The following is a 25,765-nucleotide window of genomic DNA, read 5'->3' as shown; positions in this document are numbered from 1 at the left end:
TAAGATTTGATATTTGAAAAAGTGAAAGTAATAAAAATGTTTTATGATTGCTTAAAATTTCTATAAAAATCTGATTTTTACTTTAAAATCCACCACAAATTAATGTGATATTAGTTAATTTTCAATGCACAAAATGTTTCAATTAAAATTAAATAAAAGTCTATTTTTGCAATATGCAGCAAACCTTAAAACCATTTATTTCTGAAAAAGCTTTAACACAAGTAATGACACTTTTGCAACACGATTATTTAACTGTTAAAGTGAAACATGAACGGAAAACAAGACATGGTGATTATAAGCGATTGCCCAATGGAAAGCACCAAATAACCGTTAATTCAAACTTAAATACATATCGCTTTTTAATTACATTAATTCATGAAATTGCTCATTTTGAAGCTTATAATACTTTTGGTAAATTTATAAAACCACATGGAAAGGAATGGAAATTTACCTTTCAAAGATTGATGTTGCCTTTTTTAAATCCTGACATATTTCCAAGCGATTTATTACCACTTTTAGCAAAACATTTTAAAAACCCGAAAGCGAGTAGCGATACAGATGCTAAATTATCACTGGCTTTAAAACAATTTGATGCACCAAATAATAAAACTTTTGTTTTTGAAATTCCTTTAGGAACAAAATTTAAACTTTACAATGGAAAAATTTTTAAAAAAGGGAACACAAGGACAAAACGTATAGAATGTGTTGAAATAAGTACAGGAAAATTGTATCTTTTCAACCCAAACGCAGAAGTAGAGTTGTTGGAACATTAAAATGGAATCTGATTAAACAATATTCATTTTAATGGAACAGATTGCCACGACCTAAAGGTCTTGCAATGACAAATACAATAGATTGCCAGTGATGCACTTCGACCCTTCGACTACGCTCAGGGCAGGCTAAGTGTGACATCTAGCAATAACGGATAGGAATTTTAATAGATTTCCGTTTTCACGGAAACAAAACAAGTTTTGATGAACAAAAATTATTACGCTATTCTAATGGCTGGAGGTGTTGGCTCTAGATTTTGGCCTGTAAGTACACGAGATTTTCCAAAACAATTTCACGACATGCTTGGAACTGGAGAGACTTTAATTCAAAAAACATTTTATCGGTTAGCTAAACTAATTCCTAAAGAAAACATCTTTATTTTAACTAATGAGAGATATAACGATCTAGTATTCGAGCAATTACCAGAAGTTACAATGCGTCAAGTGGTTCTGGAACCTGCTATGCGAAATACGGCTCCATGTATTTTGTATGCGTCCTTAAAAATTCAGAAAGAAAACCCAGATGCTGTTATGATTGTTGCGCCTAGCGACCATTGGATTGAAGATGAACAGGCATTTACAGATAACGTGCAACAAGCTTTTGACTTTTGTTCAAAAAATGATGCTTTGATGACTTTGGGGATTAAACCAACATTTCCAAATACTGGTTATGGTTATATAGAATATAATCTCAGTTTTGAGAAAGACATCAAGCAGGTTATTCAATTTCGTGAAAAACCAAGTTATGAAACAGCCAATCAGTTTTTAGAGCAAGGGAATTTTTTGTGGAATGCAGGTATTTTTATGTGGCATGTAACACATGTAGTTGAAGCGTTTAAAAAGAATCAACAGAATTTATATCGACTTTTTGAAAAAGGCATTTCAGTTTATAATACTGAAGGAGAAAGCGATTTTATAAATGAATACTATGAAAAAGCAGAAAACATATCGGTAGATTATGCAATTATGGAAACTTCTAAAAATGTCTATGTTATTCCAGCAACTTTCGATTGGAACGATTTAGGTACTTGGGGAAGTTTATATGATAAATTAGAAAAAGACCCAAATCAAAATGCTGTGGTTCATGCTAGAACTTTATTAGAAGATGCTTCTGGTAATATGATTCGAACCAAAGCAGACAAAGTTGTTGTTATAGATGGTTTGAAAGATTATATTATAGTCGATAAAGATGAGGTATTGTTAATCTACCCAAAATCAAAAGAACAAGACATTAAAATAGTATTAAATAAAGTAAAAGACACCTATGGTGATGACTTAGGTTAAGAGATTAAATTATATTTTACAAGAAAAAATTACAATAAAATAATCAATCGTTTTTATTTATATATTCGCACGTTGATTTAAAAATAAATTACATGGAAGAAAGTAAATTCAATTTTTCTGAAGACGAGGCTAAGAAAAATCAAGCTGTAGAAGATTCGAAAAAAGCTGTATCTAAAGATGCCAAGGGCTTGTTTAAAAATATTAAAAAGTTTTTAAAAGAACTATTAGACTTTAGAGAAGATACAGATCGAGATGAAACTATTGAAGCCATAAAAAAAGATATTCCATTTAAAGGAGCTACAGCTTGGATTTTAGTTTGTTCTATTTTTGTAGCATCCATAGGATTGAATGCCAATTCTACTGCAGTTGTTATTGGAGCCATGTTAATTTCTCCTTTAATGGGTCCGATTTTAGGGATTGGACTATCGGTTGCTGTAAACGATATTGACACTATGAAAAAATCGTTAATAAACTTAGCAACCATGATTGTTTTAAGTTTGCTAACGGCTTATTTGTTTTTCTGGTTGTTTCCATTAAGTGAAGATACTTCAGAGCTTTTAGGAAGAACTAAACCAGATATTCGAGATGTTCTTATTGCCTTTTTTGGTGGTTCTGCCTTAATGATTGCTCGTACTAAAAAAGGAACCATAGCTTCGGTTATTTTTGGTGTAGCTATTGCTACAGCCTTAATGCCACCTTTGTGTACTGCAGGATATGGTTTGGCAAAAGCTAATTGGCCATACTTTTTTGGAGCTATGTATTTATTTGTTATAAATACCATATTTATTGCTTTAGCAACTTTTATAGTTTTAAAGGTATTGCGTTTTCCAATGCTTAAATATGCAAATTCTAAAAAACGGAAATTTATTGCTAGAATAGCATCGTTATTAGCCGTAGTTGTTATGATACCTGCTGTTTGGACCTTTGTTGAGGTGTTGAGAGAGAGTAACTTTTATGTGGATGCAAGAAGTTATGTGGAAAATGAATTAAATGGGTTAGAAGATTACGAGTACATTAAAAAGAACGTGATTTTTAAATATGATGCCAAAGGTTCTTCTATAGAATTTAATACCTATGGTCTTGGAGAAGTACCTCAGTCTACAATAGATTTGATAAAACACAGAAAAGATGCTTATCCTGCTCTAGTAAATACCGATATTATATTTAACCAGAGTAAAGTAGAACAATATGATAATATGAAATATATGGAACAATTGCGTTTTCGAGATTCCGTTGATTTAATGTCGCAGACCCAAAAGATTGCCTTTCTTGAAAATCGTTTAAGAACCTTGTCTGTTTTAGAAAAAAATACCATTCCATTTAATGATGTGCTTCAGGAGGTACAAATCAATTACGAAAACATAGAAACATTTAGTTATGCTAATCGTATTCATTCTAACTTTAAAACCTCAGATACCATTCCAGAATTTCTAGTTACTTGGAATAAAGAAAAAGTAAAGAAAGCAGATATTGATAAAGACCAAGCAAAATTAGAACGTTGGCTAAAAGTGAAACTTAAATTAGATACATTAGTTGTAAAAAGTGTTAATTAATGTAGGTCATTAGATGATAAAATTATTTCGTAAAATTCGTCATAAATTCTTGTTGGAGAACAGATTTAACAAATACCTATTGTATGCTATTGGCGAAATCATTTTAGTAGTTATAGGGATTTTAATAGCACTGCAAATAAATAACTGGAATAACGAAAGGCAACAACGAGACTTAGAGGTTAAGATTTTAAAAGAAATTCAATCAAATCTTTCTTTCGATTTAATAGAAATTAGAGAGGATATTTCTGTAATGGATAGCGTAAATATGGCATCAATTGAGGTTGTAGAATATTTAAAAAATCATGACGAGCCTTCTGAAAAATTTAACTACAATGTTGCTAAAGTTAAAGTAGCACCACATTTTAATCCTAACAAAAGTGGTTATGAATTATTGACTTCAAAAGGTGTGGAGTTAGTTGTTAATGATAGTTTACGTATAGCTATTTCAGATTTATATGAATCTACCTACCCATATTATAAACAGTATGAAATTGAAAGAATTTCTTTTAAAGAGAATTTTATTCAACCTATGCTTTTAAAATATTGTGAGTGGTTGAATGATGAGAATCGTTATTACTTAACGACATTCAATATAACCCAGGATGATTTTATTAAAATGAAGGCTGATGATGCATTTTTGAAGATGATACAGGCTGCAAAATTTGAAAATTACTTCGTTCGATTTCGTGCTAAACAGAAAATTGAATCAAAAATTCTAAGATTGCAAGAAATTATCGCTGAAGAATTAAATTCAAAACAATAATTTTAAAGTCTATTGCCTTTCCTCCAAATACATTTGGCGTACTTTTTTGAATAGCTCAGACGAGTAAACAAAATCGGTAACCACCTTGTTGTCTGTTTTAAAAATGGTTTCTTTGGAGCCTTCCCAAGCTTTTAAACCATCTTTTAGAAAGACAATTTTTTCACCTATCTCCATAACCGAATTCATGTCGTGAGAGTTTATAACCGTAGTTATGTTATACTCTTCAGTAATTTCTTGAATTAAATTATCTATAACAATAGCAGTTTTTGGGTCTAAACCAGAATTAGGTTCATCGCAAAATAAATATTTAGGTTTATTTACAATGGCACGAGCAATGGCCACACGTTTTTGCATACCTCCTGAAGCTTCGCTTGGCATTTTATAATGTGCATCGGCCAGATTTACACGTTTTAAAACAAAATCTGCACGATCTTCCATTTCGCTTTTATTTTGTTTTGTAAACATGCGTAATGGAAACATGACATTTTCTAGAATGGTCATAGAATCAAATAAAGCAGATCCTTGAAATACCATTCCCATTTCAGAACGTAAATCTCTTTTTTCATCGCTATTTAATTCAGAATAAATTTTGCCATCATAAGAGATGGTTCCTTCTTCAGGATAAAATAGACCTAATAAACATTTTAAAAAAACTGTTTTACCAGAGCCACTTTGTCCGATAACTAAGCTAGTTTTTCCATTTTCAAAAGAAGTAGAAATGCCTTTTAATACATGTGCATCACCAAAGGATTTGTTTAAGTTTTTAACTTCTATCATTAGCTTAGTAATAATTGAGTTAGTATATAGTTTAAAAGAATTATAACCACGCTTGTCCAAACAAAGGCAGTGGTACTAGCTTTTCCAACTTCCAGAGCACCACCTTTCATAAAATAACCATGAAACGATGGAATAGTTGCTAAACAAAAAGCAAAAACAAAGGTTTTTATAAAAGCATAGGTTACATGAAAGGGAATAAAATCCATTTGAATACCAGTAATATAATCGTCTAGTGTACTAAATCCGCCATAAATACAAGCAGCCATTCCACCAATAATTCCTAAAAACATAGCAATTGATATTACAAAAGGATACAGCATTAAAGCAATAAATTTTGGAAAAACTAAATAATTAATAGCATTTATCCCCATAACTTCAAGCGCATCAATTTGTTCGGTAACACGCATGGTTCCAATACTGGAAGTGATAAAAGAACCAACTTTTCCAGCCATAATAATGGAGATAAAAGTTGGTGCAAACTCTAAAATAACAGATTGTCTGGTTGCAAAACCAACTAAGTATTTTGGAATTAAAGGGCTGGTAATATTTAAAGCTGTTTGAATGGTAACAACGCCACCAACGAAAAAAGAGATAAAGGCTACAATTCCAAGCGAACCAATTATTAAATCGTCAATGTCTTTAAAGATAAGTGTTTTCATCACAGACCATTTGGTAGGTTTGCGAAACATATCTTTAATCATTATAAAATAAGCACCAATATTATGAAGGTATGTCATAAATTAATTTGTTCCTGCTAAAGTATAAAAAACTAAGACTTTTTTAACCTTAATTTTAAATTATGATGTTTTAAAATGCCTATTTTTGAACTTTAATTAGTTTCCCTAAAATGAAAAAAGTACTTCTTGTTCTTAGCCTTTTTATAATAAGTGTTTCTGGTAAGTCTCAAAACGAAACAGTTGTTTATACTCAAAATTCTTCCATTTCACAAAAAAACCCAAAACTTATTGTTGGCATTGTAGTGGACCAAATGCGTTATGATTATTTAACGAGATTTTATTCTAAATATGGTGAAGGTGGTTTTAAACGTATGATGCGTGAAGGATTTAACTGTAAAAACAATCATTTTAATTATATGCCTACAAAAACTGGTCCTGGACATGCTTCTATTTTTACAGGAACTACTCCTAAATATCATGGGATCATAGGAAATAGATGGTTTGATAAAAATCTAAATGCAGATGTGTCTTGTGTAGATGATGCCAGTTACCAAACTGTTGGAGCCGATAATGAGTCTGGACAAATGTCTCCACAACGAATGGTAGCAACTACATTTGCTGATGAAAACCGATTATTTACTCAGATGAGAGGAAAAACCATTGGAATTTCAATAAAAGACAGAGGGGCTGTTTTGCCTGCAGGACATACTGCTAATGCTGCTTTTTGGTTGGATTATGAAAATAATGGCACAGGAAATTGGGTAACAAGTACTTTTTATATGAAAGAGCTTCCTAAATGGGTAAAAGAGTTTAATGCATCTTCTATAACAGAATCTTATTTTAAAGAATGGAATACACTTTATCCTATTGAATCTTATACAGAAAGTGGGATTGATTTAAATTCTTTTGAAAGAATTCTTAATGGAAAAGAATCTGCTACATTTCCATATGATTTAGAAGGAATAAAAAGTTTAAATGGAAATTTTAAAATAATTGCTGAGTCGCCTTATGGAAATAATTTGACGACAGATTTTGCTCTTGCTGCGATTGATGGTGAGAAATTAGGGCAAGATGAAAATACAGATATACTAACTATTAGCTATTCTAGTACGGATAAAATTGGTCATGATTATGGAGTAAATGCAAAAGAAACTCAGGATACATATTTGCGTTTGGATTTAGACTTGGAAAGATTATTTAAAGCTTTAGATGAAAAAGTTGGCCTAGGACAATACACCGTTTTTTTAACTTCAGATCATGGAGCTCAAGATGTGCCTGCATATTTAACTTCTGAGAAAATTCCAGCAGGACTTTTTGATGAAAGTGCCATGTTTGATGATATAAATGAGCTTTTAGAAAAAAATTATGGAGTAGAAAATTTGGTGTTAAGTAGAGCTAATAATCAGTTGTTTTTTGATCATGCCTTAATCGAAAAAAAGAGTTTAGATCTTCAATCGATAAAAATAACTGCTGCAAATGCTTTACTAAAATACGATTTAATTGACAAAGTGTTTATTACTTCAGAGATAAATATATTAGAAAACTCTTATGGTTATGTAGAAAATATGTTGGCAAATGGACACAATCAAAAAAGATCTGGTGAGGTATTATTTATATACAAACCTGCTATCTTTAAAGATACACATTGGAATCGAACAGGAACAGATCATCATTCAGGTTTTAATTATGATACACACGTGCCTTTATTATTCTTCGGAAAAGGGATTGTACAGGGTTCTACTTTTAGAAGAACAGACATTGTAGATATTGCTCCAACCATTTCAGCTTTACTAGGAATTAGTTTTCCAAATGGATCTATTGGAATGCCACTTGAGTTTGTGTTGGATAAATAGAATTAAGTGCAAAATATTTGGAAAAAAGAAAAAGAGAAATTGTTTTGAATTAGTTATCAGAGGATTCAACTTCTATTTTTATACTTAAAGCACGATTAGTTTTACAAATGCCAAATGAGCATTGAACACTGCTACTGAATATTGAATCTACTTTCTATAAAGAAAGTAGTTGTTTACAAGATCTATATAGGTTTGTTTTGCTTCATCTTCGGAAATGTTTTGAATTTGAAACAGTGCATTTGTTTTAAATGCAGTAATTAGTGGTTTACTACTACTAGGTCTACTATAATCATTCGTGGCTTTTTTATAGTAAGCATATAAGCGTAATAATAAATCTGCTGGAAAAGGATCTGTATGATCGTTAATTCGATCTACTGCTTCTTTAAATGCGATATCTAATTCTTCTAAAGTCATTATTTTCCGGCAACGACAGTTTCGCCACCACGTACTTTTTGATTGAGTTCAACTTTAATATTTGTATCTAATGGTAGAAATAAATCTACCCTAGAACCAAATTTAATAAATCCAGAATCTTCACCTTGTAAAACCGTTTGATCTACTTTAGCGTAATTAACAATGCGTTTTGCTAATGCACCTGCAATCTGTCTATAAAGAACTTTTCCGTAAGTTTCATTTTCAACAACTACAGTTGTGCGTTCGTTTTCTTCGCTAGCTTTTGGGTGCCAAGCTACTAAGTATTTTCCTTTATGATATTTGCTAAAAACAACTTTTCCACCAATAGGATGTCTGGTTACGTGTACATTAATTGGAGACATGAATATACTTACTTGCAGTCGTTTTTCATTAAAAAATTCTTTTTCAAATACCTCTTCTATTACAACTACTTTTCCATCTACAGGAGAAACTACTGTGTCTGCATTTCTATGTGTAAAGCGTTTAGGATTTCTAAAGAATTGTAATATTAGAATTAAAAAAACTAAATAAACAATCATTAATAATGTACTTAACCAAGTAATAGTTACAAAACTATCTGTAAGTAGAAATAAAGCAACTACTATTATAAGTGTTACTAATATAATTTTATGGCCTTCTTTATGAAACATAATTTAAAATACGTAAAAACAAATAAATAAAAGGTGCAGCAAAAATAATACTGTCAAACCTATCTAACAATCCACCATGTCCTGGCATAATTATACCACTATCTTTAACATTGGCTTGGCGTTTGAATTTGGACTCTATTAAATCGCCTAGGGTTCCAAAAACACTAATTATGATACTTAATATTAACCAATTTGAAAAAGATAAATTAGTTTCTGTAAAGGTAGCAATAAAATAGCTTGCAATGGATGCAAAAAATAATCCTCCTAAAAATCCTTCTACAGTCTTTTTTGGAGATATACTTGGGAAAAGCTTCTGCTTTCCAAAATTCTTACCCACTAAATAAGCAAAAGTATCATTAGTCCAGACTAAAATAAAAGATCCTAATAATATTAAAGGACTAAATGTGTGGTTGTAATTGGCAATTAATACTAAAAATATAAACCCACTTGAAAGATAAAATGTGGTAATAATTATTTTTTTTGAAATAAAAAGTGGAATGTTTTTTTCGGTAAATAAATCTTTAATTAAAAATAATTGCACAAAAATGGTAATAACTTGAAGTATTTGTGTGGCTTCAGTTAACCCCTGTTTAGAATTCATAACAAATTGCCAATAACCAAAAATTAGATATAAAATGGTAAAGACAATAAAGGGAATGAAAGATTTGTATTGGATTAATTTCTTAAATTCGGCTAAACAGATTAAGCCAAAGGCAAAAAATAAAATAATGAACGCATGTTCATTAATTAGTGAAATTACAAGTAACGTCACGTACAATAAGCCAGAAAAGGATCTTACAAGAATTTCTTTCATTCTAAAGGTCTTCTAATAGTAGTAAATATAAGTTTTTTGAACTACTACCATATGTCATAAAGTCTTTCTCTTCTAAAGATTTAAAATGTTTTATAGTTGTAATGTTTGTAGGGATTTGTTTTTTGTTCTTAGATTTAATAACTCTAAGCCCTTCGCCAATATTTTCAACAATCTGGCTAGTAGTTGCAAAAACTATAAAATGATCTGGGAGTTCTTTTAATTTTTTTTCGGCTATTTGTCTAGATGAAATTAATAATGAACCATCATCTGCTATTAAATTTTCGCAGGTTGTAAGAAAAAAAGTAGCATTATTTATAGAATTAGATTTAGAAAGATTAAAGTTTTTAAATTTATCTTCCATGTTTTTGTCAAGGAAGAGCACCTTTTTTTCTTGCCAGCTATTCTCTTCGATTATATTATTTAGGGAATTATAAATTTCATCTAAATTTTCACAATACAAGAACTTTCCACCATTAGTTTTAAAGTTTATAGTAAACCTTTCATCTACTGGTAGTTTTATTTCTGGCATGTATTTGCCTCTCTCATTTGACTTTAATTCTTCTTCTGATTTTTCAGATTTGGAACTAAAAAGTTTTCTAAAAAGACTCATTTAAGTTATTGCTATTAATCTAAGTATAGTAGGCTTTTTTTCAAATATAAAAAATCTTAAACTAACCAATGGGTTAATTTAAGATTTTTACTAAACCTTAACAAATATAATTAAGGAATTTATTTGTCTTCAGATTTATCTGTATCAGATTTTACTTCTTCTATTTCGTCTTCTTTTACAAGTTTTTTGCTGTCTTCAACAAGCTCTTCTTTTTCAAAAGGTCTTTTTCCAAAAATTTTCTCTAAATTATCTTTAAAAATAACTTCTTTTTCAAGTAAAACTTCAGCCAATAGCGTTAATTTATCTCTATTTTCTTCAAGAAGTTTAACGGCTCTTTGGTATTGTTCTTCAATGATATCTGAAATTTCTTTATCAATTAATTCTGCTGTTTTTTCGCTATAAGGTTTCGTAAAACCATATTCGTTTTGTCCAGAAGAATCGTAATACGTTAAGTTGCCAACTTTGTCGCTTAGGCCATATATAGTTACCATAGCTCTAGCTTGTTTAGTTACTTTTTCTAAATCGCTTAAAGCACCTGTAGAAATCCTATTGAAAATAACTTTTTCAGCAGCACGACCACCTAGAGCAGAGCACATTTCGTCTAACATTTGTTCTGGATGCACAATCAATCTTTCTTCTGGTAAATACCATGCGGCACCTAATGAGCGACCACGAGGAACTATAGTTACTTTTACCAAAGGAGCTGCATGTTCTAACATCCAACTAACGGTAGCATGACCAGCTTCATGATAAGCAATGGCTTTCTTTTCGGCAACTGTCATGATTTTGTTTTTCTTTTCTAAACCACCAACAATTCTATCTACAGCATCTAAGAAATCTTGTTTATCTACTGCTTTTTTACCTTGTCTGGCTGCAATTAGCGCAGCTTCGTTACAAACATTAGCTATATCTGCACCGGAGAATCCTGGTGTTTGTCTTGCAAGAAAATCGATATCTAAATCTTTAGCTTTTTTAAGAGGTCTTAAATGAACTTCAAAAATTTCTTTACGTTCACGAACATCTGGAAGATCTACAAATATTTGTCTATCAAAACGTCCTGCACGCATAAGAGCTTTATCTAAAACATCTGCTCTGTTAGTAGCAGCTAGTACAATAACATTTGTATTTGTACCAAAACCATCCATTTCAGTTAAAAGCTGGTTAAGTGTGTTTTCTCTTTCATCGTTAGAGCCAGAAAAGTTGTTTTTGCCTCTAGCACGACCAATAGCATCTATCTCATCGATAAATATAATAGCTGGAGATTTTTCTTTTGCTTGTTTAAAAAGGTCTCTAACTCTAGAAGCACCAACACCAACAAACATTTCTACGAAATCTGATCCAGACAACGAGAAGAAAGGCACCTTGGCTTCTCCCGCTACTGCTTTTGCTAATAGGGTTTTTCCAGTTCCTGGAGATCCTACTAATAAAGCACCTTTTGGAATTTTACCACCTAAAGACGTGTATTTTTCTGGGTTTTTAAGGAAATCTACAATTTCTTGAACTTCTTCTTTTGCACCTTCTAATCCAGCTACGTCTTTAAAAGTTGTTTTAACTTCTGTGTTTTCGTCAAATAGTTTCGCTTTAGATTTACCAATATTAAATATTTGGCTTCCACCACCTCCAGCTCCACCACCAGACATTCGCCGCATAATAAATATCCAAACTCCAATTAATAAGATAAATGGTAATAAACCAATTAGGAAATCTCCCCAAAGGTTCTGTTCAGTTTTATATTCTACTTTTGGTTTTGGGTCTAGATTCTCTTCGCTAATTACTTTTGAAATTTCGTCTTCAAAATTTTGAAGATCTCCAAATTCGAATTTATAATTAGGCATTCTGGTTGCAGAAGGCAACAAAGATGTAGGTTTTGATTTTTTATGAATTTCTTTCTGCTCAGCTTCTGCCGTTAAATATACTTTAGCTTCACGTCTATTTACAATTTCTACTTTTTCAACATCGCCATCTTTTAAATAAGTCATGAATTGCGAAGGAGTAGTAGGACTTGAGTCTTGAAAACTACTACCACTAAACAATTGCATTGTTAAAAATACAGCTATAATAATTCCATAAATCCAGTAAGGACTGAATTTAGGTTTTTTAGGATTAATTTTTTTCTTATCTGCCATTAATTCTTTTAATAATTTGTTTCAACTATTGTTGTTTTTGCGTCTCCCCAAAGGCTTTCAATGTCGTAATATACTCTTATGTGTTTCTGAAATACATGTACCACAACATTAACATAATCCATTAAAACCCATTCGGCATTGTCTTCTCCTTCAATATGCCAAGGTTTATCTTTTAATTCTTTACTAACTTTTTTCTGAATGGAATTTACAATGGCATTAACTTGTGTGTTGGAAGTACCTTCGCAAATAATAAAGTAGTCGCAAACCGTATTTTCTATATCTCTTAAATCTAGAATATTGATGTCTTTTCCTTTTACATCTTCAATTCCACTTATTATAGTTGTTATTAGTTGGTCTGCGTTAGATTCTTTTTTCGCCATTAATGATTTTTAATTTGTGCAAAGTTATTATTTTTAAGTTCTTTATACTCTAAAATTTTCATAAGATTTTACAGTACGAATATAACTATTTATTATGCGTATAATCAAACTTAATGCCATCGACTCTACAAACAGCTATTTAAAGCAGTTAATTATGGAAGAGTTTATTGCAGATGATACCATAGTAGTGGCAAATTATCAAACTCAAGGTAGAGGTCAAATGGGAACAACTTGGCTTTCTGATAATGCAAAAAACCTGATGTTTAGTGTGTTTAAAGATGTTTCATTTCTTACAGTTGAGCAAAGTTTTTATATAAGTATGGTAACTTCTCTTTCAATAATTAAAGCTCTTGAACAGTTTTCTATTCCAAAATTAAGCATCAAATGGCCTAACGACATTTTGTCAGAAAACAAGAAGGTATGTGGTGTTTTAATTGAAAATGTCATAAAACAAAATCAATTAAAAGCAAGCATTATAGGTGTTGGCTTGAATGTTAACCAAAAAGATTTTAATAGTTTGCCTAATGCTTCATCCTTACATTTATTAACAGGTAAACTTTTTAGTTTGGAAGAAGTATTACTAGCTATTATAGAATATTTAACGAAATATATTAAGCTTTTAAAAGATGGAAACTACCAGCAAATAAAAGAAAGGTATGAGAGTTTATTGTTTAGAAAAGATAAACCTTCAACATTTAAAGATGCTGAAGGTACTTTGTTTTCTGGTTTTATAAAATCGGTTTCAAATTCTGGGAAATTGCAAGTCTTGCTTGAAGATAACATTATTAAAGAATTCGATTTAAAAGAAGTTACGCTTCTATATTAAATAGAAGTAGGAATATTGTTGGCTAAAGTTTCTATGAATTTAGAGATAGGCCCTTTTATCATCATTGCCATCATGGCATTAAATTCACCATCAAAAATTAATTGAACGTCACTTTTTTCAGATTCTAATTCTGAGATTATTCCAGTTAAAGAAAAATCTATTTTACCACCAGCAGCACCTAACACAATTTTATTTGGAGCAACTAATTCTTTTTTCTTAAGAATAATTTCTGGCATACCTTTTAAAGCAAATAAAAACTTATCGTTGTCTAAAACTTCAAATTTACTAATGTTTTCAGGCATTAATTTTTCAAAATTCTTTACATCAGATAAAAAGTTAAAGACGTTTTCTGGTGATTTGTTTACTGTTACAGTAGGAGATTCTAAATTCATGTTTTTTATGTTGTAATTATCAATTAGCGTTCCATTCACTTGGATTGGCATTCCAATTAGATAATGTTTCTAATTCTTTTTGTGAAATATAATTAGTTTCTAATGCTTGGTCTAATAAGCTTTGGTAATTGCTTAAAGTATTTAGTATGATGTTTTCTTTTTCAAAATTATTATCAGCTATTTCGAATCCATAAGAAAAAATGGCTATCATTCCTTTTACGTTAAGATTAGCATCTTTTAATGCCTTTACAGCATTTAAACTACTTTTTCCAGTGCTAATTAAATCCTCAACAACTACTACATTTTGACCACTTTCTATATGACCTTCTATTTGGTTTTTTCTACCATGCGATTTAGCTTCAGGTCTTACATAAATAAAAGGGACATTTAAATACTCGGCAACTAACATACCAATTCCAATTGCGCCTGTTGCAACACCAGCAATAACATCTGGTTTACCATACTGCTTCTCAATTTGTTTCGCCATTGTTTCGCGAACATAATTTCGAATAGTTGGATATGATAAGATAATTCTGTTGTCGCAATATATTGGCGACTTCCATCCTGATGCCCAAGTAAATGGTTCTTTTGGACTTAGTTTAATAGCATTTATTTGCAATAAAACTTCTGCAGTTTTTCTTGCTGTATGTTTGTTGAAAATCATAAGCGCAAAATTACACTTTTTTAATTAAAATTATAATTTGAAAATGTATTTATAATTAATAATGAAAACTATTGTTATGAATTAAATTTTGATATTTTTACAAAACAAAATTGCTTTAAAACATATCATGCATAAAGTTTTTGTTAACGATAAACCAATTATATTAACCACTAAGGTTGAAAAAGAAAAAGGGTTTAAAAATTATTTTCTAAGTTCTGTTAACTTAAATAAAGTTATTAGAGAGCTTAATTCAACATCGTTAAAAGAAGTTAGACTCATTCATAAAAACGAAAACAAGCTTTTAAAAAAATTTTTAAAAAAGTTGCCAAATGTTATTGCTGGTGGAGGAAAAGCATATAATGAAAAAGGAGAGATTTTATTTATTTATAGAAATGATAAATGGGATTTGCCTAAAGGAAAGGCAGAAAAAAGAGAGGCTATAGAAAAAACTGCTATTCGAGAAGTTGAAGAAGAAACTGGTGTTAAAGGATTACAAATAACAAAACCACTAGAAACAACCTATCATATATTTAGACGAAATGGTAGAAATAGAATCAAAATTACCTATTGGTTTGAAATGAGAACTACTTATGCAGGTAAACTAGAACCTCAAGAAGATGAAGGGATTACCAAAGTTGCATGGTTAGATAAAGAAAAAACACTTCAGGCACTAGAAAATTCTTATGCCAATATCAAAGCTTTAGTGTAAATAAGTTATCCTTCATAGTTTAAAGAAATACAACATTTAATATTCTTGTTTTTTTTATTTAATTAAAATAACAGCATCCCTTTATTAATACATAGCAAATCCTTAAATTTGCCACTTTAAAAATTACAAGATATATGTTTAATAATTTAAGCGAAAAATTAGATAAAGCGTTACACGTCTTAAAAGGTCACGGAAGTATAACCGAAGTCAATGTTGCTGAAACCTTAAAAGAAGTTAGAAGAGCGCTTTTAGATGCCGATGTTAACTTTAAAATTGCTAAAGAATTTACAGTTCGTGTAAAAGAAAAAGCACTTGGACAGAATGTATTAACAACCCTTCAGCCAGGACAGTTAATGGTTAAAATTGTAAAAGATGAATTAACTGAACTTATGGGAGGCGATGCAGAAGGGCTTAATTTATCTGCAAATCCTAGTATTATTTTAATGTCTGGATTACAAGGTTCGGGTAAAACTACCTTTTCTGGGAAACTGGCAAATTACCTTAAAAATAAAAAAACAAAAAAACCATTATTAGTAGCATGTGATGTTTATCGTCCTGCAGCTATAGACCAATTGCATGTAGTTGGAGACCAAATCAATGTCGAGGTTTTTAGCGATAAGGGCAATTCAGATCCAGTAGCAATAGCAAAGGCTGGTTTGGCTTATGCAAAAGCCAATGGATTTAATGTTGTAATTATAGATACTGCTGGTCGTTTAGCTGTAGATAAAGCCATGATGACCGAAATTTCTAACATTCATAAAGCTATCGAACCACAGGAAACCTTATTTGTTGTGGATTCTATGACAGGTCAAGATGCTGTTAATACTGCAAAAGCCTTTAACGATGTTTTGAATTTCGATGGTGTTATCTTAACAAAATTAGATGGTGATACTAGGGGTGGAGCAGCAATTTCTATTAAATCTGTAGTTAATAAACCCATTAAGTTTATTGGTACAGGTGAGAAAATGGAAGCTATTGATGTGTTTTATCCAGCACGTATGGCTGACAGAATTCTAGGAATGGGAGACGTTGTGTCCCTTGTTGAAAGAGCTCAGGAGCAATATGATGAAGAGGAAGCTAGAAAAATTCAAAAGAAAATTGCCAAGAATCAATTTGGGTTTGATGATTTCTTAAAACAGATTCAACAAATCAAGAAAATGGGGAATATGAAAGACCTTATTGGAATGATTCCTGGTGCTGGAAAAATGATGAAAGATATAGATATTGATGATGATGCCTTTAAAGGTATAGAAGCCATCATTCATTCTATGACTCCTTTGGAGAGAACCAATCCATCTGTTATAAATGCCAGTAGAAAAAAACGTATTGGTAAAGGATCTGGTACATCCGTTCAAGAAGTGAATCAGTTATTAAAACAATTTGACCAGATGAGCAAGATGATGAAGATGATGCAAGGTGGCAAAGGAAAAGCTATGATGCAGGCTATGAAAGGCATGAGGTAAAAGCACCTTTGTCCTTCGGACATTTCCCCAAAGGAGAAAGTTTATAGGAAAACATTAAAATATAATAAGCCTAAATAAAGAATAAATAGTTTTTCAACAATAAAATAACCCTCGTTCTACAACAAAAATATTCGTGTATTCGTGGCGATATAAGATAAAAATATGATTTTACTCGACGGAAAAAAAGTAAGCAATGACATTAAAAATGAAATTGCTGAAGAAGTTAGAAAAATGAAAGTTCAAGGGGAAAAAGTCCCTCATTTAGCAGCTATTATTGTTGGTAACGATGGAGCCAGTTTAACCTATGTAGCTAGTAAAGTAAAAGCTTGTGAACGTGTAGGTTTTGAGTCTACTATGGTTAGAATGTCTAATACAACCAGTGAAATTGAATTGTTAGATAAAATTGAAGAATTAAATCAAGATGATGATATCGATGGATTCATTATTCAATTACCACTTCCAAAACAAATAAATACTCAGAAAGTATTAATGGCTGTAGATCCAGATAAAGATGTTGACGGTTTTCATCCCATGAATTTTGGTAAAATGGCACTTGATATGTCCACGTTTATTCCAGCAACACCATTTGGGATTCTAGAATTATTGGACAGATATCATGTTGAAACTAAAGGGAAGCATACGGTTGTTATTGGTCGATCGCATATTGTTGGAAGACCAATGAGCATCTTAATGGGAAGAAAAGGGTTTCCAGGGAATTCAACTGTTACTATAACACACAGTCATACAAAAAACATCACACAAATAACTTCTCAAGCAGATATTATTATTTCTGCTTTAGGTGTTCCAAATTTTCTAAAAGCCGAAATGGTAAAAGACGATGTTGTTATAATTGATGTTGGAATTACTCGTGTAGTTGATGAGACTTCCCCTAAAGGTTATGTTATTACTGGCGACGTTGATTTTGAAAACGTCAGTAAAAAAGCCAGTTTTATCACTCCAGTTCCTGGAGGTGTGGGTCCTATGACTATTGCAATGTTATTAAAAAATACTTTGCTGGCAAGAGAATTGCGTCATTAAGGAGTTTTTAAGAAAAGCGAAGTTTTATTTTTGATATAAAATAACTACCTTTTCGAAAAATAACCAACCTTATGAATTCCTTTTCAAAATTTGTGCTACTCTTATCTGTTTTTGTCTTGTCTTGCCAACCAAAATCATCAGATCAAGCTTCTAAAATTAACATATCAGTTTCTTATTCAGACAGTCTGAATCTTGATCATCTGGATGGCAGAATACTACTTGTTTTTGCAGATAATAATAAAGATGAACCTCGTTTTCAAATTACTTACAATTTAAAAGCTCAGCCTGTATTTGGAAAAAATGTTGATGGATTAAAACCTAATGATCAAGTCGTATTTAATGAATCTGACTTTGGTTTTCCTTATGAATCTTTATTAGATTTAAAACCAGGAGAATATTATGTCCAAGCTGTTTTACATACTTATGAAACTTTTAATTTGTCTACTGGACAAACAGTAAAACTTCCTATGGATAATGGGGAAGGACAGCAGTGGAATAAATCTCCAGGAAATTTATTTAGTAAACCTATAAAAATCGAAATTTCTAATAATTCAGCTCCGAATTTCGATATCGTTATGGATCAAATAATCCCAGAAATTCCAGAACCAGAAGATACAGAGTGGGTTAAGCATGTTAAAATAAAATCTGAGTTATTGTCCAAATTTTGGGGAAGAGATATGTATTTAGGAGCTCACGTACTTTTACCAAAAGGCTTTAACGAGCATCCTGAATCCAAATATCCTCTAATGGTTTTTCATGGACATTTTCCAAGTGATTTTGGTGGTTTTAGAACCACGCCTCCAGACCCAAATTTAGAGCCAGAATATTCAGATCGCTTTGGAGTTGAGGGTTATAATATTATTGAACAAGAAGAAGCCTATAATTTTTACAAACGCTGGAATGAACCAGATTTCCCAAGATTTTTAATTATTGAAATTCAGCATCCAACGCCTTATTATGACGATTCGTATGCTGTAAATTCTGCTAGTCAAGGACCTTATGGTGATGCTATTACTTATGAGTTAATTCCACATATAGAAGCTCTGTTTAGAGGTCAAGGGGAAGGCTGGTCAAGATTTTTATATGGAGGTTCTACAGGTGGATGGGAGGCTCTTGCTGTTCAAGTAAAATATCCTGAAGAATACAATGGTTGTTTTGCAGCTTGTCCAGATCCCATCGATTTTAGAGCTTATTGTTTAAATAATATCTATGAAGATGACAATGCTTATTTCGCCAAATCGAATCATAATATTTTAGAAATTCCAGGTCATAGAGATTATTTGGGGAATGTGAATGCATCGGTTAAAGATTTTAATTATTTAGAATTAGCACTTGGTGATAAATCTAGATCTGGTGGACAATATGATATTTGGGAAGCAACATATTCACCTCAAGCGGCTGATGGATATCCAGAACCCATTTGGGATAAATATACTGGAGACATTAATCCTGAAGTAGCTGCCTATTGGAAAGAAAACTTCGATTTAAGGCATATTTTAGAACGCGATTGGGATAAATTAGGAGAAAATTTAAAAGGAAAAATTCATATTTATTGTGGCGATATGGATAATTATTATTTGAATAATGCAGTGTATTTGATGGAAGATTTTCTAGAAAGCACGACAGATCCTTATTACGATGGCGACGTAGATTATGGCGATAGAGCAGAGCATTGCTGGAATGGCGATCAAGAAAATCCGAACCATATATCCAGATTGCGATATAATAGTATGTATGTGCCAAAAATTATGAAACGTATTGTGGAATCAGCTCCAGAAGGTGCAGATTTAACTAGCTGGCGTTATAAATAGGTTATTTGGCAAACAACTGACTCATATCTTTAAAGGATTTGAACTCTAAGGCATTTCCGGCTGGATCCAAAAAAAACATGGTGGCTTGTTCTCCAACAAGGCCTTCAAATCGTATGTATGGTTCTATTATAAACTCGATGTCTTTTTGTTTCAAATCTTCAGCAAATCTTTGAAAGGTTTCCCAAGGTAAAACCACGCCATAATGTGGCACTGGAACATGTTTGCCATCCACTGTATTGGTGTGTAAATCTTCATCAGATTTGGGTTTAAAGTGAATAACCAATTGATGTCCGAAAAAATTAAAATCAACCCAATGTTCGCTACTTCTGCCTTCTTCACAGTTAAGAACATCTCTGTAAAATGTTCTACATTCATTTAAATTATGAACTGGAATGGCTATATGAAATGGAGATATTTTTGTCATACTCAAATATAAAACTAATTATCTTCTCTTGTACAATCAATCTTCCAAGTTGGAAAAACGACTGTTTCTGTTTTGTCCACCCATTCGCCAACCCATTTATAACCAGACTTACTTATATCGTAAAAGGTTAATCGGTAAAAGCCTTCAACTCCATTTGGAGCTGCTTGATCTTTGTATAAAACGATGTTGCCATTTTCTTTTTTGTTTCCTTCCCAAGTTGGAAAAGTGGTAGATGGTGTTTTAGAAGAATACCAATGTACATACCAACGGCTACTATCTGCAATAAATTGGCGAATACTACCAGAATGTGAACCATCAGATTTTAGGGTTTGATCTTGAACTGCCATGCCATTTAATATATATTTCCAAGTCCATGTCATAGATTCTGGTTCTGTCCAGGTACCATCTTGGTTTATTCTGGTTGAAGTACAGTTGCAGCTACCTATCATAGCTTCATAATCTGTTATTTGTTTGTGAGCTTCTGGATTTGGTTGGCCAAATGGAGATGCTTCTGATGGTTCGTAATTATACTGAGAGAATAGACTAAAGGAAACTAAAACTAAAAGGTTGGCTAATTGTTTCATAAGATAACTTTTGTTTTAAAGTTACCAAACCATATATAAACTTGAAGGTTCTTTAATATGAATTTAACAGAAGAAATATTTAGTCTTTCTTTCTGTTTGGCCTAGCATTGGCTTTAAAAGTCTTCGTTGAATCTTCTAATAGACTAGAGAGTTCTTTAAATTCAACAGCTGTTAATTCTCTGTATTTGCCAACAGGCATATCTAATTTGATATTCATAATACGAACCCGTTTTAATGTAAGAACATCATAATTTAAATACTCGCACATACGACGGATTTGTCTATTTAAACCTTGGGTTAGAATAATTTTAAATTCGTAAGTTCCTAATTTCTCAACCACACATTTTTTAGTGATTTTATCTAATATTGGAACTCCCTCAGACATGTGTTTTATAAACGTTTGAGAGATGGGTTTATCGACCTTTACAATATATTCTTTTTCGTGGTTGTTACTTGCTCTAAGTATTTTGTTTACAATATCACCATCGTCAGTTAAAAGAATGAGTCCTTCGCTTGGTTTATCTAATCTGCCGATAGGAAAAATGCGTTTTGGGTAATTTATAAAATCGATTATGTTGTCTTTTTCTACACGCGTATCAGTGGTACAAACAATTCCAACAGGTTTGTTAAAGGCTAAATAAACAAATTCTTCTTTGGTGTTTTTTATTAATTTGCCATCGACATGAACCACATCGTTTGGAGTTATTTTTGTTCCCATTTGAGGAACTTCTCCATTAATAGTTACACGTCCAGCATCTATAAGTTTGTCTGCTTCACGACGTGAGCAATAACCAACTTCACTTAAAAATTTATTTATTCGCTTTAAATTTTCTTCCATAGCGCAAAGATAACAACTTTAGTTGTCTATAAAATCAAAAATATAATTTGAAACTTCATCTGTTGCTAAGGAATGACCTATACCTTCAGTCGAAATTAATAAGCTGTTTTTATATTTAGCTTTAATTTGAAGTGCATCGTTATAAGGAATAACATTGTCTTTCTTATCGTGAATAATTAAGCCTTTAGCATTAATTAGTTCTGAATATTTTGCAGTTGAAAACTCTTCAGGAACATTACCAAAACGTTCTTTAATTATTTGATTTATTTGTTTTCTAACACGCTTGTTATAGCTAAGCATGTTGGCATAACGATTCAAAACTTCAGTAAATTCTGATGGAGCGCCAAGCAAAATCATTTTTTGTACATGCGCTTTTTGATATTTGTATTGAAAAATTGCTGAAGCCATGCCACCAACCGAATGACCAATTATGATATTTGGTTCAAAGCGTTCTGAAGCTACTTTAATAAATTCTGAATAGATAATTGCATTGAATCTATTGCTGCCTGAACGACCATGGGCAGGAGCATCTAAAGCCACAACACCAAAACCTCTTTGTTTTAAATTGGTAATTAAATTTTGCCATCTAGCCGAATTACTTTCCCAGCCATGAGCTAATAAAATCGTTTCTTTTTTCCCTAACCATCTGTATGTCATTATGGGTAGGTTATCGTGTTTTAATTCTTCTTTAAAGGCTGTATCTAAAAAATCTGATTGTTTTTCATTTGGTTTTCCTTTAAAGGGTTTAGTAAATAAAAATAAGGCTATTCTTCCTGCTATTCTTGGAGAAAAGAAACTTATTAAGTTTATAAAAAAACCAGTTATTTTGTGTAAAACAGTCATCATGAATTTTCTCTATTTACTAAATCCATAGAAAAGGCTGGTAAACAGATTGCAAGATATTCACATGGTTCTGTAAACGGATTGGAATATTGTACTCTTGTATTTTTCTCTATTTTAATAGATTGTCCAGCTTCTAAAATAATTTCTTCATCATCAATTATAAATTGCTTTTTTCCGTTAATTATAAATGTGTATTCGTCGAATTCAGGAGTTTGGAAGGGTTCGCTCCAGCCAGCTGGAGCAATCATATGCGCCACACTTATATTAGAAGTTTTATTTGTGGCATTTCCAAAATGCTCTTTTATTATTTTGCCATCTGTAGTAGGAACTACAAACGGATTGTTTTGAATAGTGTATTTTTTCATTGGCATTATTTTAGAGGCTTTTTCTTAATCATTCCTCCTTTTATATCTTTTACTAATCCCATGATTATAAAAGCATTTTTATCTATTTTGTCTATTTCTGTTTGAAGTTTTGCCAGCTCTAATCTGGTTACTACAGTGTAAATAATGTCTTTGTCGTAACTCTGTCCACTTTTGCCATAACCACCTCTTCCAGCATATATAGTACAGGCTCTTCTTAATTTTTCTATTAACATGATTCTTAATTCTTCGTGTTTTACAGAAATGATTGTAACTCCAACATATTCTTCTACACCATCTACTACAAAATCGACTGTTTTTGCTGCAGATAAATAAGTTAATATAGCATACAAGGCAATTTCAACAGAAAGGATGTAAGCTCCAAAAGAAAAGATGATGATATTGATTAATAATAAAACGTCTCCAATAGTAATAGATAGTTTTTTACTCAACCAGATGGCAAGTACTTCGGTTCCGTCAATAACACTACCACCTCTCATAGACATACCTATTCCTAATCCTAAAAAGAAACCTCCAAATACTGCAATTAATAGGTTATCGTCTGTTATGGTTGGATAATCAATAAAGTGTACTACAATTGCTAGGCATGCGATGGCTGCTATACTTTTTACTGCAAATCGAATACTAAACATTCTTATTCCTAATACAATAAAAGGAATGTTTACAACAATTAATAAGATGCCTAATTCTAAATTACTTATGTTTGTAATTAAAAGTGAAATTCCAGTAGCTCCACCATCTATAAAGCTATTGGGTAATAAAAAACCTTTTAATCCAAATCCAGCAGAAAAAACCCCTATAATAATGAAGAAAAATTCTTTTAGAGCATGATTTAGTTCTACTTGCATATTTCTTGCAAGTGGTATAATTTGCTCATTAGTTATTTTCTTTGAAGCGTTTTTAGATTCTAATCGCTTTCGAGCAATTTCAATTAATAATTTAGATATAAATGGATTCATAGTTTGTTTAATTCCAGCCAATCATGAAATATTTAATTTTAGCTTTTTCAGGTATTTGAATGGCCTCAATTTTTGCGTTCATATCGAATTGTAATTCGGCTGGTAATTCTTTTTTGTCAATTGTAATAAATGCATTTATGTCGTTTATAAAAACAACCACATTTTTTAAAGTGTTTTGAATGCTAGATATTTTATAGTTGTTATTAATGTCTCTAAAGGTACTTTTGGTATTTAGTCCTTTGTCAGTTTTAAATCTGGAATCTAAAACTTTTACAGTTTCAATAGTTGATGTAGAGTCCTTAACAGTTTTTGGGGTAAGGGTCAATAGTAATTTTCCGGTTTTATCAAAAATATCAATATCAGTTCTATTAAAAGTAAATTCATTATCGTGTAGCCTTACTACAACCGAATCGTTATCAAATACTGCTTTTAAATCTTTTACTTGCGTAGAGTCTGTTAACAAACCAATATGTTGTTTGCTTATTTGAAATGGGTCTTGTTCTTTATTGCAACTAATAAATAAGAGCGTTAAGATAGCTAAACTGAAAAGAGATTTTTTCATATAATTTTTTAGGTGTTTTTAATTTATTTAAATGTTTAAGTAGGGTTAATTATTTTTTCATGACTTTGGTTAGTATTCCAAAAACACTTCGAATAAAAGTAGCACTTGTTAGAACTTTTACTATTGGGTTCATTCTGGTGCTTTTTCTGGTTGAGGTGCTTCTGCCTTTAGTTTCTGCCTTTTCTATAGCTTCTTTTTCTTTACGAGCTTTTTCTTTTAACTCTTTGGCTTCAGCCTGCTCTATTTTTTCATTAAGCATTTCATAAGCAGATTCTCTATCTACTTCATCGTTGTATTTTTTAACAAGCTTAGAATCGTTTAATAAATTTTTTAATTCAGAGTCTGTTAAAATATCCATTCTACTCATTGGAGCACGCATCATGGTTGCAGCCAAAGGTGTTGGTCTTCCTTTTTCATTTAAGGCAGAAACCAGAGCTTCTCCAGTTCCTAAAGAAGTAAGAACGCTAGCAGTATCGTAATATTCTGTATCTGGATAATTTTGTGCTGTTAGTTTAATGGCTTTTCTGTCTTTTGCAGTAAAGGCTCTTAAAGCATGTTGTACTTTTAATCCTAATTGACTTAAAACAGCCTCAGGAACATCTGTTGGATTTTGAGTTACAAAATACAAGCCAACCCCTTTGCTTCTTATTAATTTTACAATGCTTTCAATTTGATTTAATAAGGCTTTAGAAGCTTCATTGAAAATTAAATGAGCTTCATCTATAAACATAATGAGCTCTGGTCTTCCCGTATCTCCTTGCTCTGGAAATGTAGAGTATATTTCAGCCAATAAACTCAACATAAATGTTGAGAATAATTTTGGTTTATCTTGAATATCTGTTAAACGAATGATGTTAATATAGCCTTTACCATTATCATCAATTCTTAATAAATCTTGAGGATCGAAAGATTTTTCACCAAAAAACAAATCACCTCCTTGTTGTTCAATTTCTACAATTTTTCTTAATATCGCTCCAGTTGAAGCTGTAGAAATACGTCCATAGGCTTCTTCAAATTCCTCTTTACCTTCATTTGTAGCATACTGAAGGATTTTTTTAAAGTCTTTTAAGTCAAGAAGAGGTAATTTATTATCATCGCAATATTTAAAAATGACAGAAATAATTCCAGCTTGCGTTTCGGTAACATCTAAAATTCTTGAGATTAAAACTGGTCCAAATTCGCTAATAGTTGCTCGAAGTCTGACGCCATTTTGAGCAGAAAGCGTTAAAATTTCAACAGGAAATGCTTTAGGTTCGAAAGCTAAGCCAATGGCATCATGACGTTCGTCAATTTTAATATGTCCAGGACTAGGTTGTGCTAAACCACTTAAATCGCCTTTAATATCCATAAGAATTACTGGAATTCCTTTTTCCGAAAGGTTTTCGGCAAGCACTTGTAAGGTTTTTGTTTTTCCCGTTCCAGTTGCTCCAGCTATAAGTCCATGTCTGTTCATGGTTTTTAAAGGAACATTAACAAAGGCATTTTTTACAGTACTTCCATCGAGCATAGCAGATCCTAAAGTAATGTATTCACCTTTGTTGGTGTTTCCTTCGGTTATATGATTAAAGAACGTTTCCTGTCTATTCATTTTCAAAAAT

At 31.5% G+C, this 25,765-nt stretch carries 28 protein-coding genes; 10 read left to right on the top strand and 18 right to left on the bottom strand.

The features are described from left to right. Positions 1-173: 173 nt before the first annotated feature. From FVF61_RS01200 to FVF61_RS01185, 4 genes are all read left to right on the top strand, one after another. On the top strand, positions 174-773 hold the full coding sequence (locus tag FVF61_RS01200; protein WP_148452415.1) for a SprT-like domain-containing protein: 600 nt from the start codon (positions 174-176) through the stop codon (positions 771-773). A 201-nt stretch (positions 774-974) separates the two neighbouring features. After that, the gene (locus FVF61_RS01195) at positions 975-2,054 is read left to right on the top strand and encodes a mannose-1-phosphate guanylyltransferase (protein WP_148452413.1); all 1,080 of its coding nucleotides are present in this window, start codon (positions 975-977) and stop codon (positions 2,052-2,054) included. A gap of 92 nt (positions 2,055-2,146) precedes the next feature. Continuing rightward, positions 2,147-3,607, top strand: coding sequence for a DUF389 domain-containing protein (locus tag FVF61_RS01190; RefSeq protein WP_148452411.1), 1,461 nt, complete (start codon positions 2,147-2,149; stop codon positions 3,605-3,607). Positions 3,608-3,620: 13 nt separating this feature from the next. Then, entirely contained in the window at positions 3,621-4,370 is a 750-nt protein-coding gene (locus FVF61_RS01185; RefSeq protein ID WP_148452409.1) for a DUF6090 family protein, read from the top strand. 9 nt (positions 4,371-4,379) lie between these two features. Here the strand turns inward: FVF61_RS01185 and FVF61_RS01180 are convergent, their stop codons facing one another. Both FVF61_RS01180 and FVF61_RS01175 read right to left on the bottom strand, forming a co-directional pair. Beyond that, positions 4,380-5,147: an ABC transporter ATP-binding protein gene (locus FVF61_RS01180; protein WP_148452408.1), complete on the bottom strand. Its 768-nt coding sequence runs from the start codon at positions 5,145-5,147 to the stop codon at positions 4,380-4,382. Then, positions 5,147-5,884, bottom strand: coding sequence for an MlaE family ABC transporter permease (locus FVF61_RS01175; protein ID WP_148452406.1), 738 nt, complete (start codon positions 5,882-5,884; stop codon positions 5,147-5,149). The genes FVF61_RS01180 and FVF61_RS01175 overlap by 1 nt, the downstream gene beginning before the upstream one ends. 110 nt (positions 5,885-5,994) lie before the next feature. Here FVF61_RS01175 and pafA point away from each other — a divergent pair, with 110 nt between their 5' ends. Beyond that, on the top strand, positions 5,995-7,677 hold the full coding sequence (gene pafA / locus FVF61_RS01170; RefSeq protein WP_148452405.1) for an alkaline phosphatase PafA: 1,683 nt from the start codon (positions 5,995-5,997) through the stop codon (positions 7,675-7,677). Between the two features lie 147 nt (positions 7,678-7,824). On the opposite strand, the gene FVF61_RS01165 is transcribed toward pafA, so the two are convergent. The 6 genes from FVF61_RS01165 to rsfS form a co-directional block, all read right to left on the bottom strand. After that, complete coding sequence (locus FVF61_RS01165; protein WP_148452404.1) at positions 7,825-8,091, bottom strand: acyl-CoA-binding protein; 267 nt, start codon at positions 8,089-8,091, stop codon at positions 7,825-7,827. Continuing rightward, positions 8,091-8,741: a phosphatidylserine decarboxylase family protein gene (locus FVF61_RS01160; RefSeq protein ID WP_148452403.1), complete on the bottom strand. Its 651-nt coding sequence runs from the start codon at positions 8,739-8,741 to the stop codon at positions 8,091-8,093. The genes FVF61_RS01165 and FVF61_RS01160 overlap by 1 nt, the downstream gene beginning before the upstream one ends. Then, positions 8,731-9,555 carry a phosphatidate cytidylyltransferase gene (locus FVF61_RS01155; protein ID WP_148452402.1) on the bottom strand — a complete coding sequence of 275 codons (825 nt, stop codon included), beginning with the start codon at positions 9,553-9,555 and terminating at the stop codon, positions 8,731-8,733. The genes FVF61_RS01160 and FVF61_RS01155 overlap by 11 nt, the downstream gene beginning before the upstream one ends. A 1-nt stretch (position 9,556) precedes the next feature. Beyond that, positions 9,557-10,165, bottom strand: a complete 609-nt coding sequence (locus tag FVF61_RS01150) for an LUD domain-containing protein (RefSeq protein ID WP_148452400.1) — start codon at positions 10,163-10,165, stop codon at positions 9,557-9,559. Between the two features lie 119 nt (positions 10,166-10,284). Then, complete coding sequence (gene ftsH / locus FVF61_RS01145; protein WP_148452398.1) at positions 10,285-12,291, bottom strand: ATP-dependent zinc metalloprotease FtsH; 2,007 nt, start codon at positions 12,289-12,291, stop codon at positions 10,285-10,287. Positions 12,292-12,299: 8 nt separating this feature from the next. After that, complete coding sequence (gene rsfS / locus FVF61_RS01140) at positions 12,300-12,671, bottom strand: ribosome silencing factor (protein WP_148452397.1); 372 nt, start codon at positions 12,669-12,671, stop codon at positions 12,300-12,302. Between the two features lie 94 nt (positions 12,672-12,765). On the opposite strand from rsfS, the gene FVF61_RS01135 reads away from it, so the two are divergent. Further along, on the top strand, positions 12,766-13,497 hold the full coding sequence (locus tag FVF61_RS01135; RefSeq protein WP_148452395.1) for a biotin--[acetyl-CoA-carboxylase] ligase: 732 nt from the start codon (positions 12,766-12,768) through the stop codon (positions 13,495-13,497). On the opposite strand, the gene FVF61_RS01130 is transcribed toward FVF61_RS01135, so the two are convergent. Next, positions 13,494-13,889 (bottom strand): SRPBCC family protein, encoded by a 396-nt coding sequence (locus tag FVF61_RS01130; protein ID WP_148452393.1) that lies wholly within the window; start codon positions 13,887-13,889, stop codon positions 13,494-13,496. The two genes, FVF61_RS01135 and FVF61_RS01130, sit on opposite strands and share 4 nt — an antisense overlap. A gap of 19 nt (positions 13,890-13,908) precedes the next feature. Further along, complete coding sequence (gene pyrE / locus FVF61_RS01125) at positions 13,909-14,553, bottom strand: orotate phosphoribosyltransferase (protein ID WP_148452391.1); 645 nt, start codon at positions 14,551-14,553, stop codon at positions 13,909-13,911. A 127-nt stretch (positions 14,554-14,680) separates the two neighbouring features. Here pyrE and FVF61_RS01120 point away from each other — a divergent pair, with 127 nt between their 5' ends. The 4 genes from FVF61_RS01120 to FVF61_RS01105 all read left to right on the top strand — a co-directional run bounded on the left by FVF61_RS01120 (position 14,681) and on the right by FVF61_RS01105 (position 19,574). Beyond that, positions 14,681-15,262, top strand: a complete 582-nt coding sequence (locus tag FVF61_RS01120) for an NUDIX hydrolase (protein ID WP_148452389.1) — start codon at positions 14,681-14,683, stop codon at positions 15,260-15,262. Positions 15,263-15,396: 134 nt separating this feature from the next. After that, positions 15,397-16,725 carry a signal recognition particle protein gene (gene ffh, locus FVF61_RS01115; protein ID WP_148452387.1) on the top strand — a complete coding sequence of 443 codons (1,329 nt, stop codon included), beginning with the start codon at positions 15,397-15,399 and terminating at the stop codon, positions 16,723-16,725. A gap of 162 nt (positions 16,726-16,887) precedes the next feature. Further along, entirely contained in the window at positions 16,888-17,763 is an 876-nt protein-coding gene (locus FVF61_RS01110) for a bifunctional 5,10-methylenetetrahydrofolate dehydrogenase/5,10-methenyltetrahydrofolate cyclohydrolase (RefSeq protein WP_148452385.1), read from the top strand. Between the two features lie 71 nt (positions 17,764-17,834). Next, the gene (locus FVF61_RS01105) at positions 17,835-19,574 is read left to right on the top strand and encodes an alpha/beta hydrolase-fold protein (RefSeq protein ID WP_148452383.1); all 1,740 of its coding nucleotides are present in this window, start codon (positions 17,835-17,837) and stop codon (positions 19,572-19,574) included. A gap of 1 nt (position 19,575) precedes the next feature. On the opposite strand, the gene FVF61_RS01100 is transcribed toward FVF61_RS01105, so the two are convergent. From FVF61_RS01100 to FVF61_RS01065, 8 genes are all read right to left on the bottom strand, one after another. Continuing rightward, positions 19,576-19,998 (bottom strand): VOC family protein, encoded by a 423-nt coding sequence (locus tag FVF61_RS01100; protein WP_148452381.1) that lies wholly within the window; start codon positions 19,996-19,998, stop codon positions 19,576-19,578. A 14-nt stretch (positions 19,999-20,012) separates the two neighbouring features. Next, positions 20,013-20,582, bottom strand: a complete 570-nt coding sequence (locus tag FVF61_RS01095) for a hypothetical protein (RefSeq protein WP_148452379.1) — start codon at positions 20,580-20,582, stop codon at positions 20,013-20,015. Positions 20,583-20,661: 79 nt separating this feature from the next. After that, a complete protein-coding gene (rluF, locus tag FVF61_RS01090) occupies positions 20,662-21,420 on the bottom strand; it encodes a 23S rRNA pseudouridine(2604) synthase RluF (RefSeq protein ID WP_148452377.1) in 759 nt (252 codons plus the stop codon). An 18-nt stretch (positions 21,421-21,438) separates the two neighbouring features. Continuing rightward, on the bottom strand, positions 21,439-22,266 hold the full coding sequence (locus FVF61_RS01085) for an alpha/beta hydrolase (protein ID WP_148452375.1): 828 nt from the start codon (positions 22,264-22,266) through the stop codon (positions 21,439-21,441). Next, positions 22,263-22,628 carry a cupin domain-containing protein gene (locus FVF61_RS01080; protein ID WP_199757245.1) on the bottom strand — a complete coding sequence of 122 codons (366 nt, stop codon included), beginning with the start codon at positions 22,626-22,628 and terminating at the stop codon, positions 22,263-22,265. Before FVF61_RS01080 ends, FVF61_RS01085 begins: the two co-directional genes overlap by 4 nt. Before the next feature lie 5 nt (positions 22,629-22,633). Beyond that, positions 22,634-23,605, bottom strand: a complete 972-nt coding sequence (locus tag FVF61_RS01075) for a YitT family protein (protein ID WP_148452372.1) — start codon at positions 23,603-23,605, stop codon at positions 22,634-22,636. A 7-nt stretch (positions 23,606-23,612) separates the two neighbouring features. Further along, positions 23,613-24,167 carry a hypothetical protein gene (locus FVF61_RS01070; RefSeq protein WP_148452370.1) on the bottom strand — a complete coding sequence of 185 codons (555 nt, stop codon included), beginning with the start codon at positions 24,165-24,167 and terminating at the stop codon, positions 23,613-23,615. Between the two features lie 49 nt (positions 24,168-24,216). Continuing rightward, positions 24,217-25,755: a helicase HerA-like domain-containing protein gene (locus FVF61_RS01065; RefSeq protein ID WP_148452368.1), complete on the bottom strand. Its 1,539-nt coding sequence runs from the start codon at positions 25,753-25,755 to the stop codon at positions 24,217-24,219. Positions 25,756-25,765: the final 10 nt, after the last annotated feature.

The organism is Xanthomarina maritima, assembly GCF_008084905.1.
GTDB lineage: Bacteria > Bacteroidota > Bacteroidia > Flavobacteriales > Flavobacteriaceae > Xanthomarina > Xanthomarina maritima.
This window is presented reverse-complemented; position numbering and strand designations above follow the sequence as displayed.